Genomic DNA, 16842 nt, shown 5'->3' with positions numbered 1-16842 from the left:
GTCCGAGTTGGCGCCTCGTCCGTAGCGTTCAACGGCACAGGAGGTCAAACGATGACGAAGCCAGTACGCGTGGCCATCGCAGGGCTCGGGTTCGGGTCGGAGTTCGTCCCGATCTACCAAGCCCATCCCGACGCCGAGCTCGTGGCCGTGTGCCAACGGACCGAGGCCACGCTGCACGAGACCGCCGACCGGTTCCGAATCCCTGGCCGCTACACGGATTTCGCCTCCATGATCCAGGACCCGGACATCGACGCGGTGCACATCAACACCCCGATCCCGGACCACGCGAGCCAGACCATCGCCGCGCTCCGGGCGGGCAAGCACGTCGCCTGCACGGTGCCGATGGCCACGACGATCGAGGAATGCCACGCGATCGTCTCGGCCGTCCGGGAGTCGGGCAAGAACTACATGATGATGGAGACGGTCGTCTACTCCCGGGAGTTCCTGTACGTCAAGGATCTCTCGGACAACGGGACGCTGGGCCGGATCCAGTTCCTGCGCGGGGCGCATCACCAGGAGATGGCCGGCTGGCCCGGGTACTGGGAGGGCCTTCCCCCGATGCACTACGCCACCCACGCCGTGAGCCCGGTGCTGTCGTTGGCCGGTTCGCTGGCCGAGAGCGTCGTCTGCCTCGGTTCAGGACGGATCTCCCCACAGCTCACCGCGAAGTACGGGTCGCCGTTCGCCGTCGAGAGCGCGCTCATCACGCTGCGGGACTCGCCCATCGGAGCGGAGATCGCCCGCTCGCTGTTCGAGACGGCCCGGGAGTACGTCGAAAGCTTCACCGTGTTCGGCGAACTGGCGACGTTCGAGTGGGAGCAGACGCAGGGCTCGGGCCATGTGTTGCACGTGGGGGAGACGCCCAAGGCCGTCGAGGTCCCCGACTTCGCCCACCGGCTGCCGCCGGAGATCGCGCCGTTCACGACGCGGGGCGTCTACGACGCGGAGAACGAGCACCTCTCGTTCATCCAAGGCGATGGGCACGGCGGATCGCACCCACATCTCGCGCACGAGTTCGTGCGCAGCATCGTCGAGGGCCGGGCGCCCGCGATCGACGAGGTCACGGCGGCGAACTGGACATCGGTCGGCATCTGCGCCCACGAGTCGGCCATGAACGGCGGCCTGCGGGTGGAGATCCCGGACTACACCGCCTGACAGTCGAACGGCCGGCGGCTTGATCCGCGCTGGACGGCTATCACCAATTCACAGGTCGTCCGACGACCACGCGCCGTTCGGCGCCGAACTGCGGGAGGTAGTGATGAAGCCTGCCCTGACCGATTCGGCCAGGTGCTCCGGGAGATCATGGCCGCGGACCGTGCTGCTCTCCGGGCGAACGGACACACGGTGAACGCCGCCGTGGACAGCCGATCGGCCACGTCCGCGAACAGGCTGGCGTCGCTGCGCCGGCCCGCCGTCTGGGTCGCCACCGCCGCCGCGATGGCCGTTGCTGCCTGGGTGCTGTTCCTCGCGGACGGCACCCCTGCCGGTGCGGCGGTGGACGACCCGGGCACGTTCCTGGTGACCGTTCTGGACAGCGTGACCTTCGCCGGGTTGCTCTTCGTCGCGGCATCGGGCTTCACGCTGATCTTCGGCTTGATGCGCACGGTGAACATGGCACACGGGTCGCTGTTCCTGTTGGCCGCCTACGTCGCGATCCGGGTGCAGCAGGCGATGGTCGGCCGCTCCCGCAACATCGACCCGGCCGACGTGGGCATGCTCGACTGGCTGGTCCCGATGCTGGTGGGCGCCGGGGTCGCGGCGGTGCTCGGTCTGCTGATCCAGCAGGTGTTCCTGCAGTGGAACGAAGGCCAGGAGATGCGTCAGACCCTCGTGACGCTGGCCATCACCGTCGTGCTGGCGGACCAGATGTTGCGCGAGTTCGGCGGGTTGGCCCAGCGGATGGTGTGGCCGGGCGCGGTGACCCACTTCTTCTCCGTCATGGGCGAGCGCTACGCCGCCACGAGGCTCTTCATGCTCGGCATCGCCGTCCTGGTCGGAGTCCTGCTGTGGCTGTGGCTGACCAGGACGAGCGTGGGCATGGTCATCCGGGCAGGGGTGGACGACCGCCAGATGGTGCGCGGCCTGGGTATCAACATCCGGCGGGTGTTCGCCCTCACCTTCTTCGTCGGGTCGTTCCTGGCGGGCGTCGGCGGTGTGCTGGGCGCGTCGTTCGCCGGCGCGGCTCCTGGGACAGACGGCAACTGGCTGCTGAACGCGCTCGTCGTCGTGATCATCGGTGGACTGGGCTCGCTCAAGGGCGCCGCCGCCGGTTCGCTCCTGTACGGCACGGTCGTCGCGTTCTCGCCCGCTTACCTGCCGACCCAGTACTCCTACTACGCGATCATCCTGACGTTCGGTCTGCTGGCGCTCGTGCTGGTCGTCCGTCCTCACGGGCTGTTCGGGAGGGCGACATGAAGCTGCGCGAACGCATGACCGGGGAGTCGCTCGCCCTCGTCGGACTGGTGCTGCTCCTGGCTTTCCTGCCGGGTCTGGCCACGACGTTCTTCGTCAACTTCGTCATGACCCAGACGCTGATCCTGGGGCTGGCCGCGTCGACCATCGTGTTCCTGGCCAAGTACGGCGGCATGACGTCGTTGGCGCAACTGCTGATGTTCGGGATCGCGGGCTTCATGTTCGGCAACGCCGCCCTGGACGGTGGTGCGCGCGGACTGAAGCTCGGCTGGGACCCGTGGGTGGCCGTGGGGTTCGCCATCCTCGTCACGACGCTGGTCGCGTTCGTGCTCGGCGCGATCGCGAGTCGCACGACCGGCATCTACTTCTTGATGCTCACCCTGGTGTACGGGGTCATCGGCTACTTCATGTTCGCCCAGATCGTCGAGATCTCCGGTCCCGGCGGCATCACGAACATCCAGCGGCCGGAACTGCTGGGACCGCCGGTGCGGCTGTACTACGCGGGTCTGGTCCTGTCCGTGTTGGCCTATGCGGGGTTCCGGGTGCTCGGGCGAACGGCGTTCGGGCTGGCGCTGCAGGGCGTCCGCGACGATCCGGTCCGGATGGCGTCGCTGGGTTTCAACGTGCCCCTGCACCGTGCGCTGGCCTTCTCCCTGGCCGGGTTCGTGGCCGGGTTCGCCGGACTGCTGAGCGTGTGGTGGAACGGCCAGGTCGATCCCGCGTCGATCTCGATCGGACCGACGCTGATCCTGCTGATCATCGCCGTCATCGGCGGCCTCTCCTCGCTCGAGGGCGCCTGGTTGGGCGCGTTCGTCTACGTCCTGGTGCTCACCTACCTGCGCGACCTGCCGCTGATCGACCGCATCGGCATCACCGAGGCCCGGTTCAACACCGTCATCGGGGTCATCGTGCTGGCGATCATGGTGCTCTCACCGGAGGGCTTGACCGGGATTGTCCGGCGCCTGCGCGGGCGCACGCGAGGCGGGGACACCGCGGATGCGGCACCAGAGCCGGTACCGGCCCCGGGCGGCTCGCTACCGGTTCACACGACTCAGAAGGAACTCGGAGGAACACGGCCATGAGCAGACTGAAGCGACAAAAGGCGTTGGCGCTCTTTACATCGGCGGCCCTGCTGGTGGTAGCGGGGTGTAGCGGCAGTGGGGACGACAGGGCGGGTCTGCCCGCCGACCAGCAGACGTCCGCGGGCACCCGATCCGGTTCGACGTCGGGTGACGGGATCCGGCTGGGCATCCTCGGCGAGTGCGAGGGCCCGTTCGGCGGCTTCCACGAGGACGTGGTCGCGGGCACCACGCTGGCACTCGCGCGGTTCGCCGGTGCGACACCGAGCTCGAAGACCAGCGCGCTGGAGGGGTTCAGCGGCGCGGAGGTCGCGGGCACCCAGATCGAACTCGTCGGCATCGGCTGCGGCGACGACACCGCGGACCGGATCGTGCAGGAGGTGCGGCGGCTGGTCGAGCAGTTGGGCGCCAACGTGATCATCGGCCCGCTCTCCGGTGACGAGGGCATCGCGGTCGCCGAGTACGCGAAGGCGAACCCCGAGCTGACCGTGTTGGCCGGCATCTCCGGGTCGCAGGAGCACACGCTGCAAGTGCGGGCGCCCAACCACTTCCGCTTCTACGGCGACGGCGCGATCTGGAACGCCGGGCTCGGCGACCTGCTGCACAACAAGGAGCGCTGGGACACGGTGGCGGTCATCGCCGACGACTACAGCTTCGGCCACACCTCGGCGGCCGGCTTCATCGCCGACTTCTGCGGTGTGGGCGGCAAGGTCACCCACCGCGTGTTCCCGCCGCTGGGCACCACCGACTACTCGTCCTACATCGCCCAGTTGCCGAACCCGGACGAGGTCGACGGGTACTTCTGGGCGGTGGGTGGCACCGGGACCCAGGCCGCGCTCGAGGCGTTCATCAACGGCAAGGGCGACCTCACCGGTGACCAGCACGCCGGCAACCTGTTCTTCAACCCCGACCTGGCCCAAGCGCTCGGGACCGGCATCGTCGGCGCGTACGTGGGTGGCTTCGCCACGCTGCCGCCCGACGTCCGGTCCCCGGAGATCACGGAGTACCTGGCCGCCGCGGACGCGACCTGGGAGACCATCCCCGGCTCCCTGAGCGGCAACGAGCCCGCGGCACCGTCCGTCGCCGCGGCGTTCGGCTTCTTCTACGGCTACTACACAGCCGGTGTGGCGCTGGTCAAGGCGCTGGAAGCCGTGGGCGGCGACATCTCCGACCTCGACGCCTTCCACAAGGCGATCGCGGGCCTGACCCTCGACCTCCCGTACGGCGACATCAAACTGGACGAGAACCGCAGCGGCATCGTCGACGTCGGCCTGTCCCGCCTGGTGCAGGACGGGTCCGGGAAGGTCACGCAGGAGACCGTGGCCATCATCCCGGGCGTCGACCAGACCTTCGGCGGCACGTTCAGCCCCGACACACCCTCACCCGGCCGCGACTTCCCGGCGTGCGAGGAGCGTGAACTTCCCTGGGAGGGCAAGGCGATCCCCGTCACCGACGGCGTCCCGCAGAAGTAGGAGGACCACCATGACGTCCGTCGTCCAGGTTCGCGCGGTCACCGTGGCGTTCGGAGGCCTGCGCGCTCTCAGCGGAATCGACCTCGACATCGCGCAGGGCGAGCGACTCGCCATCCTCGGCCCGAACGGAGCCGGCAAGACCACGCTGTTCAACGTGATCGCCGGCGACATCGCACCGACCGCCGGCGCGGTGGTCATCAGGGGTCAGGACTGCACCCACCGCCCGTCGCGCCACCGCCCGCGCCTCGGACTCGCGCGGACGTACCAGAAGGCACGCGCCTTCGCCGGCCTCACGGTGCGCGAGAACATCTACCTCGCGATCGCCGGTCGCCGCGGCCGGCACCGGGCGCTGTGGCCGTCCTCGGTCGATCGCCGGTTGCGTGACGAGGCGGCCGAGGTCGCGGCCAGGGTGTGGTTGTCCGGGCAGCTCGACGCGGTGGCCGGTGAGCTCGCCCACGGGCAGCGGCGGCAGCTCGAACTGGCGATGGCCATCGCGGCCCAGCCGGACGTCCTGCTGCTCGACGAGCCCGCGTCCGGCCTTTCCCGCGGTGAGCGGGAGCGGCTGGTCGAACTGCTCGAGTCGCTCGACGACCGGCTGACCCTGCTGCTCATCGAGCACGACATGGACATCGCGTTCCGGATCGCCCAGCGGGTCGTCGTGATGGCGGACGGCGTGCAGGTCATGGCCGGGTCACCGGAGCAGGTTCGTGCGGATCCGCACGTCCACCGGATCTACCTCGGCACGGAGGCGACGGCATGACCGCGAACGACGCGGTACTCGATGTGCGCGACCTGCGCGCCGGTTATGGATCGTCGGTGGTCCTGGACGGTCTGAGCTTGCGCATGGGCGTCGAGTCGGTGGCTGTCCTGGGGCGCAACGGGATGGGCAAGACCACGCTGTGCGACACGTTGGTCGGTTTCCTCGCGGCGTCGGGCGGCGAAGTCCGGCTGGCCGGCCGGAGGGTCGACGGGCTCGCTCCCGAGGCGGTCGCCAACGCCGGTATCGCCTACGTCCCCCAGGGCCGCCGGCTCTTCCCCTCGCTCACGGTTGACGAGCACCTCGCCATGTTGGCCCGGCGAGCACGGGGCAAGCGGTGGACGCCTGACGCCGTCTACGAGCTGTTCCCGCGGCTCGCCCAGCGCCGGCACCACGGTGGAGCAGCCCTGTCCGGCGGGGAGCAGCAGATGCTCGCCGTCGGCAGGGCGCTCCTGCTGAACACGCCCCTGGTCGTGATGGACGAACCCTCCGAAGGGCTGGCGCCCACGATCGTCGACGTCCTGGTCGACGTCGTCCACCAACTGGTGGCGGAAGGCGTGGCGGTTCTCGTCGTCGAGCAGAACCTGCGGGCGGCGGTGAGGCTCGCCGACCGGCAGCTCGTCATGGTCTCCGGCCGCATCGAGGCGGAGTTCACCGGAGCGGAGCTGGTGGATCGTCCGGAACTCCAGCACCGCTACCTCGGCGTCGGCACTTCGCCGGCACCGGCGGGCATCACGGCCGGGAACAAGCGCGAGGACGGGAGCGACCATGACACCGCCTAGGGCACTGGGTGCCAACACCTGGATCTGGACCTCGCCGCTGACCGATGAAAGCCTGGCCGAGTTGGCGCCGAAGATCCGCGGGTGGGGCTTCGACGTCATCGAGCTCACGGTCGAGAACGTGGACGACTGGGATCCGCGCCGGGCGGCGGCACTGCTCGATTCCCTGGGCCTGTCGGCCGCCATCGTCGTCGCCATGGGGCCGGGTCGCGAGCTGGTCGCCGCGGATCGGCAGACCATCACCACAACGCGAGACTTCCTGCGTCGTGCCGTCGACATCGCGGCAGAGGTCTCGTCACCGGTGATCGCCGGTCCGATCTACACGTCGGTAGGCAGGACGTGGCAGATTGACGAAGCGCAGCGACCCGGTTGGTACGAGCAACTTCGCGACAGCCTCGAACCCGTGGTCCGGCACGCGATGGACGCCGGCGTCACCGTCGCCGTCGAACCCCTCAACCGGTACGAGACCAGCCTGATCAACACGGTCGACCAGGCATTGGAGGCGCTGGACGGCCTCCCGGTCGAGGGGTGCGGGCTGGGCCTCGACGTGTACCACATGAACATCGAGGAACGCAGCATCACCGAGGCGATCAGGAGGGCTGCCGGCCGGATCGCGCACGTGCAGGTCTCCGCGAACGACCGCGGCGCGCCGGGCGCCGACCACCTCGACTGGCCCGGTATCACCTCCGCCCTCGACGCGGCCGGCTACCGGGGGCCGCTCGTGATCGAGTCGTTCACCCGCGACAACGCCACGATCGCGACCGCGGCGTCGATCTGGCGTCCGTTGGCGAAGACGCAGGACGCCATCGCCGTCGACGGCTTCGCCTTCCTCAGCGGAGTGCTGCGGGCAGGGGCGCGTTCCACCAGATCCGCGCGACGCTGAGCGCGGCGGACCCACCGAGTTCATTTCGGCCCAAACCGAACACGCGAAACGGATGCAACGATGCAAAGACCCATTTTGCGAACCGCCCTGAGCATATTGGCAGCGAGCGCGCTCGGGATCGGGCTCGCCCCGTTCGTCGCCGCCCAGCAAGCCGAACCGGAGTTCCGGGCTCTTCTGTTCACGAAGGTCGCCGACGGGGCGTATGAACACGACTCGATCCCCGCGGCCGTCGACATGATCACCGCGCTGGGAGAGGACCACAACTTCGAGGTCGTGCACAGCGAGGACTCGACCGTCTTCAACGACGCCGACCTGGCCACCTTCGACGTCATCGTCATGGCGCAGAACGGCGGCATGGTGTGGGACACCGACGCCCAGCGCCAAGCCGTGCGGACCTACGTCAACAACGGCGGCGGTATCGCGGCTGTGCACAACGCCACCGACATGAACATCGAGTCGGATTTCCCGTGGTGGGACGACTTCGTCAACGGCGGCTCGCACATGACGGAGCACTCCGCGGGCGGCCTCACCGCGACCACTCACCGCATCGACAACGTGCACGCGTCCACGAAGGACCTCCCGGAGCGCTGGGAGATGGCGGACGAGTGGTACAACTTCCACCCGACGATGCGCGGGCACGTCCACTCGCTGCTCGAGGTCGACGAGGACACCTACGACCCCGGCCGTCAGGCGATGGGCACCGACCACCCGATCTCCTGGTGCCGTGACGCCGAGGGCGGCCGGGTCTGGGCCACCGCGATGGGCCACTCGTCCGCGACCTACTCCGACCCCCAGTTCCAGCAGCACGTCCTCGGCGGCATCCAGACCGCGGCGGGAGCGATCTCCGCGGACTGCAAGGCCACCATGGACGCCGGGTTCGAGAAGGTCACGCTTGACGACACCACGGAGGCGCCGACCTCGCTGGACATCGCGCCGGACGGGCGGGTGTTCTACTCCGAGATCCTGGGCGACATCAAGATGTACGACCCGGAGACCGGCAGCATCTCGACCGCGATCGAGCTGTCGGTGTACTCCGGCGGCGAGGACGGCGTGTCGTCCCTGGTGCTCGCCCCTGACTTCGCCGACACCGGCCACATGTACGTCTACTACTCGCCTGCGGACAACCGTGAGTTCAACCGGGTCTCCCGGTTCACGGTCAGGGGCGACACCGTCGACCGCTCCAGCGAGGTCGTCGTGATGGAGATCCCGGCTTCCCGCAAGGAGGAACCCGGTCACACCGGCGGGTACCTGGACTTCGGGCCCAACGGCAACCTGTACATCGGTGTCGGCGACGACACGAACCCGTTCCAGTCGAGCGGCTACGCGCCGATCGACGAGCGGTCGGGCCGCCAGCTGTTCGACGCGCAGAGGACGTCTGCGAACACCAACGACCTGCGCGGCAAGATCCTGCGGGTCCACCCGGAAGCGGACGGCACCTACACCGTTCCCGAAGGCAACATGTTCGCGCCGGGCACGGAGAAGACCAAGCCCGAGATCTACGCGATGGGCTTCCGCAACGCGTTCCGCTTCAACGTCGCCTCCGACGGCACGCTGTACCTGGCCGACTACGGCCCGGACGCCGGTTCGGACAACGCCGACCGCGGACCGGGCGCCCTGGTCGAGTGGAACGTGATCACCGAGCCGGGGTTCTACGGCTGGCCGTACTGCGTGGCGAACGGGATCCCGTTCAACGACTACGACTTCGAGGCCGAAACCTCCGGCCCGAAGTTCGACTGCGCCAAACCGGTCAACAACTCGCCGAACAACACCGGCCTGACCGACCTGCCGGCCGCGAAGCAACCGACGGTCTGGTACGGCAACGGCGCGAACGGCAACGCGTTCCCGGAGATGGGCACAGGTGGCGAGGCGCCGATGGCCGGTCCCCGCTACGAGTACGACCCCAACCTCCAATCCGAGACGAAGTTCCCTGAGTTCTACGACGGCAAGCCGTTCTTCTACGAGTGGGCACGCAACCGGATCTTCCTGTTCAACCAGGACTCCGCAGGCGGCCTCCTCAGCATCGACCCGTGGTACGTATCGAACACCCCACTGGCGCCGATGGACATGAAGTTCGGGCCCGACGGCGCGCTTTACATGGTCGAGTGGGGCGGCGGCTACGGCCGGGACAACCCGGACTCCGGCATCTACCGGATCGACTACACGCAGGGCAACCGGCGGCCGAAGGCGCACACCTCGGCGACCCCGTCGAGTGGCCAGGCTCCGCTGGACGTGGCGTTCTCCAGCGAAGGGTCCGTCGACCCGGAGGGCGAACAGGTCTCCTACTCGTGGAACTTCGGTGACGGCGCGACCTCGACCGAGGCCAACCCCAAGCACGTGTTCACCGAGAACGGCGTGTACCAGGTCCAGCTCACGGTGACCGACCCCGGCGGCAAGGCGGGGATCTCCAACGTGTCGGTCACGGTCGGCAACACCGCGCCGTCGGTGGACCTGGCCGCACCGGTGGACGGCGGCTTCTTCGACTTCGGCGACCGGGTCGTGTTCGACGCGACGATCACCGATCCCGAGGAGCAGGTCGACTGCTCGAAAGCCGTGCTGCGCGTGTCGCTCGGACACGACTCGCACGACCACCTGATCGACACGATCAACGCGTGCGAGGGTGAACTCGCCACCCAGCACGACGAGGGCCACGCCGACGCCGACGTCTTCTACACGGTCGAGGCCAGCTACACCGATGGCGGGGCGAACGGCCAGCCGACGTTGACGAGCCGCGACCTCGCGGTTCTCCAGCCGAAGCACAAGCAGGCCGAGTACCACGACCGCCAGTCCGGCGTCACCGTCCAGGAGGACCCGGCGGCGGAGTCGGGCAAGCGGGTCGGCGACGTGTCCGACGGCGACTGGATCGCCTTCGACCCGGTGAACCTGCACCAGATCGACGGGATCGCGGCGCGTGTCCAGGGGTCGAGCACCGGCGGCTCGATCGAACTGCGGGCCGGATCGCCCGACGGAGCGCTGGTGGCCACGATCCCGGTGCCGCAGACGAGCGGCTACGTGACCGTGCCGCCGGTCGACGTCACCAACCCCGGCGGGTCGACCAGCCTGCACGCGGTGTTCCAGACCACGGCGAACAACCAGTTCACCGTGGACTCGTTCCACTTCGTCGGCAAGGGGGTCTCGGTCAACTCCGCGCCCTACGTCGCGGTCAACGCCACATCGACTTCCGGTTCGGCGCCGCTTGAGGTGGAATTCGCCACGACGGTGTCCGACCCCGAGGGCGACGAGCCGTTCAGCTACGCGTGGGACCTCGGCGACGGCACGACCTCGACTGAGGCCAACCCGACCCACACCTACACCGAGGAGGGCACCTACACCGCGAAGGTCACGGTCACCGACGCCGCAAAGCGGTCGAAGTCGGTGTCGACCCAGATCGTCGTCGCTCCGCCGCCCATGCCGCCGATCGAGTGCGTCGATCCCGGGGCGTCGGACGGGCGCAGTGACGAGTTCGAGTCGGATCGGCTGGACGGTTGCCGTTGGAATTCGGTGGTGCGGCCGGATCTGGAGTCGATGCGGATGGCCGATGGGGTCTTGAGCGTCGACACGTTGTCCGGTGATATCGCCGGCGGGACCAACGGTGACTCGAAGAACTTCGTGTTGCAGGCGGCGCCCGGCGGTGACTGGACGCTGGAAACCCGGATGCGTGCGCCGTTGGTCGAGCGGTACCAGCTCGCCGGTTTCATGGTGTACGGCAATGACGACGACTACGTGAAGTTCGACGTGGTGGCGTTCAACGCGCCGGGCGGCGTCGTGGACCTGCGGGCCGAGTTGGTGTCGGAGAACAACGGCAAGTTCGGTGAGGGCGGCCAGCGGATGGTCACCCTCGGAGCCGGAGCCGAGAGCGGCTGGTGGCACCTGAAGTTGACGAAGTCGGGCAACAACTACACCGGCTGGGTCAGTGACGGCGGCAGCGAGTGGACGTCGCTGGGCACGGCGGTGACGAACGAGGTTCCGAACCCGAAGTTCGGCCTGATGGCCATCGGCCCGCAGCAGACCGGCGACCCGGTCACCGTCGACTTCGACTGGTTCCGGGTGACTCCTGCGGCGACGTCGCCGATGCCGGCGATCGAGTGCGCCGATCCGAATGCGCCGGTCGCGCGCAACGACGAGTTCGCGTCGGATCGGTTGGACGGTTGCCGTTGGAACTCGGTGGTGCGGCCTGACCTCGAGTCGATGCGGATGGCGAACGGTGTGCTGAGCGTCGACACGTTGTCCGGTGACATCGCCGGTGGGACGAACGGTGACTCGAAGAACTTCGTGTTGCGGTCCGCTCCCAGCGGTGACTGGACGGTCGAGACGCGAATGCGTGCGCCGTTGGTCGAGCGGTACCAGCTTGGCGGTTTCATGGTGTACGGCAATGACGACGACTACGTGAAGTTCGACGTAGTGGCGTTCAACCGCCCTGGTGGTGCGGTGGATCTGCGAGCGGAGTTGGTGTCGGAGAACAACGGCAAGTTCGGTGAGGGCGGTCAGCGGCTGGTGAGCCTGGGGTCCGGAGCCAAGAGCGGCTGGTGGAACCTGAGGTTGACGAAGTCGGGCAACGACTACAGCGGCTGGATCAGTGACGGCGGCAGCGAGTGGACGTCACTCGGCACCGCGGTGACGAACGAGGTTCCGAGCCCGAAGTTCGGTCTGATGGCCATCGGCCCGCAGCAGACCCGCGATCCGGTCACCATCGACTTCGACTGGTTCAGGCTGATCCCGCCGCCGATGCCGGCGATCGAGTGCGCCGATCCGACTGCACCGGTCGCGCGCAACGACGAGTTCGAGTCGGATCGGTTGGACGGTTGCCGTTGGAGTTCGGTGGTGCGGCCGGATCTGACGTCGATGCGGATGGCCGATGGGATGTTGAGCGTCGACACGTTGTCCGGTGACATCGCCGGTGGGACGAACGGTGACTCGAAGAACTTCGTGTTGCAGCCGGCGCCCGGTGGTGACTGGACGGTGGAAACGCGGATGCGTGCGCCGTTGGTGGAGCGGTACCAGCTTGGCGGTTTCATGGTGTACGGCGATGACGACGACTACGTGAAGTTCGACGTGGTGGCGTTCAACGCTCCAGGTGGGACCGTGGACCTGCGAGCGGAGTTGGTGTCGGAGGCCGGCGGCAAGTTCGGTGAGGGTGGTCAGCGGTTGGTCACCCTGGGTTCCGGAGCCAAGAGCGGCTGGTGGAACCTGAAGCTGACGAAGTCGGGCAACGACTACAGCGGCTGGATCAGCGGCGACGGCACCGAATGGACCTCCCTCGGCACCGCGGTGACGAACGAGGTTCCAAATCCGAAGTTCGGTTTGATGGCCATCGGCCCGCAGCAGACCCGCGGTCCGGTCACCATCGACTTCGACTGGTTCCGAGTGGCCGGTGAGGATGCCGACGGACCGGCGGTGACCGCGAAGATCACGCCGGAGGCGGGCCAGTCCGGCTGGTACACCACGTCGCCGACGGTGACGCTCGAGGCGGACGACGGCGCCGGCTCCGGTGTCGCCACCACCGAGTACCGGGTCGACGGCGGTGAATGGGTCGGGTACGGCGAGCCGGTGCTGGTCACCGCCGAAGGCGCCCACACCTTCGAGTACCGCAGCGCCGACCGGGTGGGCAACACCTCGCCGGTCGGTGCGGTGGAAGTCAAGGTCGACGCGACGGCACCCGCGCTGGAGTTGCTCGGCGTCAGCGACGGCGTGACCTACGGCCACAGCGAGGACCGGGCGGTCGACTGGGCGGCTTCCGACGCCACGGCCGGTCTCGGCGAGGTCACCGCCACGTTCGATGGCGCCGCGGTGGCGAAGGGCACCAGTCTGCGGTTCCCGCAGTTGGCGCTCGGCACCCACACGCTGGTGGTCCGTGCGCTGGACGGGGCGGGCCACGTCACCGAGAAGTCGGTGGTCTTCACGATCGGCACGTCGATCACCGACCTGCGGGCCATGCTCGACCGGTTCGAAGCGGAGAACAAGGTCACCCGGTCAGCGGCGGTGGTGCTCGACACCAAGCTGGCCCAGGCCAACCGGGAGGCGCTTCGCGGGAGCACGGCCCGAGCGGTGTCGTGGCTCGACACGTTCCGCGAGTCGGTCCAGTCGCTGGTGCCCGAAGTAGAGGTCGGCACCGTCCTGCGGGCCGATGCGGCGGTCGTTGCCGAAGGGCTCGCCACGGCCGCATGAGCCGAAGGGACGACGATCGACAAAGCCGCGGCACCATCGCTTCAGGATGGTGCCGCGGCTTTATCGTGTGTCACTGCGGTGCTGGAGGTCCGCTACGCGGGGACGACCGCCACCGCGTCGACGACGAGCACACCCTCAAGCACCTTGACCTGCACTGTGTGCGCGCCATTGGTCAGACCGCGGAGGGTGAACGTCTGGTAGAACTCCGCCGCGGCCCACGTAGTGGCCGACGGGTCGACCACCTTCCCGTCCACGGTGACCTCCAGGACCGCCGAGCCGTCGTTGGGACCAAGGACGTCAAGGCCGGTCCCGGTGAAGGCGTAGGTCAGGGTTGCGCCCGCCGATTGGCTCGTGGACAGGCTGCGCTGGATGTTGAACATGCTCTTGCCGCTCTCGTGGGCCCACGCGCCGCCGTAGCGGAGTTTGGTGGCAGGCGCCTCCGACAGGTCGTGCATCTCCAAGTTGTCCAGCAGTTCGGTGTAGTAGCCCACGTTGCCTTCGACCCTTTCGACCTTCAGGTTGTCGAACCGGGTGTGGTAGAAACCGCTCCCGAGCTCGACCCGGCCGGACAGCTTCCGGTTCGTGTCGGTGTGGGAGGCCAGCACGGCACCGTCCAGGTACGCGGTCACCTTGTTCCCGGCCACCTGCACGGAGAGGTTGTGCCAAGCGTTGTGCGCGGTGTCGAAGCCCGGGATCGTCACGCCTCCCTCACCGCTGACGACGTTGCCGCCGGCCACCGCGCGGTTGTCGACCAGTAGCTGCCAGCCTCCGTCGAACCAGAACTTCAACCGGTACGGCGCGCCGACGTCACCGTGCTGCTGGCGAACCCCGATCATGGCGTAGTTGGCGCCGGACTGGGTGCTGTTGTTCTCGAACGAGACATCCACGCCGGCCTTGTAGTCGAGCCACCGGCTGTCGCCGATCCTGGTGATCGGGTCTCCCTTGATCCACGCCCCACCCACACCTGTGATGGACCGGTCGATCTGTTGGCGCAGCACGTAGTTCTTCGACCCGTCCGGGAGGTACGCCTCGAACGCGCCGTTGTGGTCACCCGTGTAGAGCGGGATCGCGCTCTTGGCCCCGCCGCGGGACGTAATGAAGTCCTCGGTGCCGTTGATCCGGCCGTCTGCGCCGATGACCGGGACGGTCTTCCCGGTGTAGTCGAACTTGTCCGCGTAAAGCACATTGTCGGACGTGTCCCGGCCCGCACCGGTCTTGTCGGTGTCGAGTACGGTGCGCTCGCCCTCGACGGGCAACGGCGTCGTGAACGCGGGATTCGTGCTGTTCGCCAACGTTGTGACGGTCAGCGCCGAGTAGGGTTTCACGGTCACGACGTACGTGCCGCTCGTGTCGGCGGACAGGTTGCCGATGTGCTTGAGATAGTTGCTGTTGAAGGCTTTGCCCGCGTCGGCCGCGCGGCTCTCCCACCGCTCCAGCGAAGGCGAACCCGTGTAGCCCATGTCGACCGTCTTGAGCCGATAGGTCTGCGTGAACTCGCTGTCGTTGACGAAGACCGTCGAGAAGTTCTTCTTGTCCGGCGCGGCCAGCGTCAGGTAGCTCGGCGCGCCGTTACGCCCGTTGACCGCGTTCACGCCACTGACCCCGGTGTAGCTGGCCCTGGGCACGGCCCGCCAGATACCCGCGGTGTTGTCCGCGTTCTCCCAGCCGGTCTTCGCGAACCAACTGAAGTGCCGCAGCATGTCGATGGCCAGGTCGTAGTGCATCCAGCCCGACCACGGGTCGCGAGCGCTGATCAACTCCTTGTAGCTGTACTGCCCGCCTTCGTAGAACGATCCGATCGCGGGCTGGTAGATGAAGTTCGTCCGGCGGGAGTTGGTGAACCCCTTGATGGCGGTGTTGGCCATTTCCAAGGCGCCGAACCGACCGCCCACACCGGTCCCGGCAACGGTGGGGTCCTTCATGTTGTTGTTGGGCCGGAACGCCGAGTTGCCGAACGTCGCCTGCGCCTCGCTGTTCCAGACCTCCTTGTCGAACGACTCCGCGAGCCGCTTGAAGTCACCCGCGCCCGTGTCGTCGGTGTGGTAGTGGTACGCGGCCACCGCGATCGCGTCCCTCAGAGAGGCGTCGCTGGTCATGTCGTCACCGAACGAGCCGAGCCCGACCTCGTCGGAGATCACCACGCCGATCCTGCGGTACAGGGCTTGTTCGGTGGAGTCGGCGAAACCGGTGGTGTCCGTCCTGACGAGTTCGGCGTACCGCTTCGACCAGTCCAAGTCGGCGCCGTGCTCGTTGACGCCCGGGTTGACGTAGTCGACCATGTACCCGTACGTGCGGTAGGTAGTCAGGATCGACTTCTTGTACCAGGTGTAGATCTTGTCGTTGGAGTCCGCCCACGCCGGTGCGTTCCACCGCAGGATGGACACCTTGATGTCCGGGTTGAGCTTCTTGGCGTCGGCTGCGAGCTGGAAGCCCGGCTGGCGCTTGACGTTGGGCTCCTCGGTCTCCCAGCGCATGGTCGCCGCGTCAGGCCCGGTGGAGTTGTTCCGGTCGTTGCCCATCTCGATCTTGACGTTCGTCAGGACCGGGTTCGGGCCGCCGAACAGGATCTTCAGCATCTCCAGGTACTTGTCGGGGTGCTGGGCCTTGTAGTCCATCAGCAGCGCGCTCGTGCTGTTGGCGCTCAGCAGCCCGAACCCCTTGAAGGTCAGGCCGTTGACGTTGTCCGCCTTGACGTTCGCGCCGTCCAGGAGGATGGTCTCGGGTTCCGCCACGAACCACTGCTGGTTGTGGCTGCCGGAACGGCCGTACTGCTTCACCTCGTCGCCGTTCGCCGTCTTTCCCGCCCCGTCCAGGTAGAGCCCCGTGGCGCGGTTCTTGAACTTGGCGTAGGTGCCGACCGCTTCCCGGGTCCACTGCTGGCTGGACGAGCCGGAGTCGGGCCACTGCCCGCACACGGACCCGTTGGCGGTGCGGCCCATGCCGTCCAGGTACCGACCGGTCGCCCGGTTCCTGATCCGCACGTAGCCGTCAGCGTCCTCGAGTACCCATTGCTGGTTGTGGCTGGCGGAACGACTGTACTGCGCGGCAGCCGCTCCGTCCGTCGTGCGTCCCATGCCGTCGACGAGCAGGCCGGTGGCCCGGTTGGTGATCAGGACGTACGTGACGTCGGGTGCGGCTTGCGCGGTGGCGGCGGGCGGTCTGGTCGGTGACACCGCTCCCAGCGCGAGCAGCGCCGTGAACAGCAGCACGCTCAACGCCCGCCAGGACGTGAGGTGGTGAGGGGACATGGCGATTTCTCCAATCAGTTTCGCGAGACCTGAACGCGAACCTGGACGGC

9 protein-coding genes are annotated in these 16842 nt (G+C 67.8%); 8 read left to right on the top strand and 1 reads right to left on the bottom strand.

What is annotated here, in order from left to right; genetic code table 11:
- Positions 1-51 precede the first annotated feature (51 nt).
- The 8 genes from F4560_RS16055 (at position 52) to F4560_RS45610 (ending at position 13544) form a co-directional block, all read left to right on the top strand.
- Complete coding sequence (locus F4560_RS16055) at positions 52-1155, top strand: Gfo/Idh/MocA family protein (RefSeq protein WP_184920880.1); 1104 nt, start codon at positions 52-54, stop codon at positions 1153-1155.
- Positions 1156-1344: 189 nt separating this feature from the next.
- Positions 1345-2415: a branched-chain amino acid ABC transporter permease gene (locus F4560_RS16050; protein ID WP_184920878.1), complete on the top strand. Its 1071-nt coding sequence runs from the start codon at positions 1345-1347 to the stop codon at positions 2413-2415.
- On the top strand, positions 2412-3494 hold the full coding sequence (locus F4560_RS16045) for a branched-chain amino acid ABC transporter permease (RefSeq protein WP_184920876.1): 1083 nt from the start codon (positions 2412-2414) through the stop codon (positions 3492-3494). The genes F4560_RS16050 and F4560_RS16045 overlap by 4 nt, the downstream gene beginning before the upstream one ends.
- Positions 3491-4963, top strand: a complete 1473-nt coding sequence (locus F4560_RS16040) for an ABC transporter substrate-binding protein (protein WP_184920874.1) — start codon at positions 3491-3493, stop codon at positions 4961-4963. The genes F4560_RS16045 and F4560_RS16040 overlap by 4 nt, the downstream gene beginning before the upstream one ends.
- A gap of 10 nt (positions 4964-4973) precedes the next feature.
- Positions 4974-5723, top strand: coding sequence for an ABC transporter ATP-binding protein (locus F4560_RS16035; RefSeq protein WP_184920872.1), 750 nt, complete (start codon positions 4974-4976; stop codon positions 5721-5723).
- The gene (locus tag F4560_RS16030) at positions 5720-6502 is read left to right on the top strand and encodes an ABC transporter ATP-binding protein (protein WP_184920871.1); all 783 of its coding nucleotides are present in this window, start codon (positions 5720-5722) and stop codon (positions 6500-6502) included. The genes F4560_RS16035 and F4560_RS16030 overlap by 4 nt, the downstream gene beginning before the upstream one ends.
- Positions 6489-7382 carry a sugar phosphate isomerase/epimerase family protein gene (locus F4560_RS16025; protein ID WP_184920870.1) on the top strand — a complete coding sequence of 298 codons (894 nt, stop codon included), beginning with the start codon at positions 6489-6491 and terminating at the stop codon, positions 7380-7382. Before F4560_RS16030 ends, F4560_RS16025 begins: the two co-directional genes overlap by 14 nt.
- Positions 7383-7478: 96 nt before the next feature.
- Positions 7479-13544: a ThuA domain-containing protein gene (locus F4560_RS45610; protein WP_184920869.1), complete on the top strand. Its 6066-nt coding sequence runs from the start codon at positions 7479-7481 to the stop codon at positions 13542-13544.
- A 92-nt stretch (positions 13545-13636) separates the two neighbouring features.
- Here the strand turns inward: F4560_RS45610 and F4560_RS16015 are convergent, their stop codons facing one another.
- On the bottom strand, positions 13637-16792 hold the full coding sequence (locus F4560_RS16015; protein ID WP_184920868.1) for an RICIN domain-containing protein: 3156 nt from the start codon (positions 16790-16792) through the stop codon (positions 13637-13639).
- Positions 16793-16842: the final 50 nt, after the last annotated feature.

Source organism: Saccharothrix ecbatanensis (genome assembly GCF_014205015.1).
In the GTDB taxonomy this organism is placed as follows: Bacteria; Actinomycetota; Actinomycetes; order Mycobacteriales; family Pseudonocardiaceae; genus Actinosynnema; species Actinosynnema ecbatanense.
This window is presented reverse-complemented; position numbering and strand designations above follow the sequence as displayed.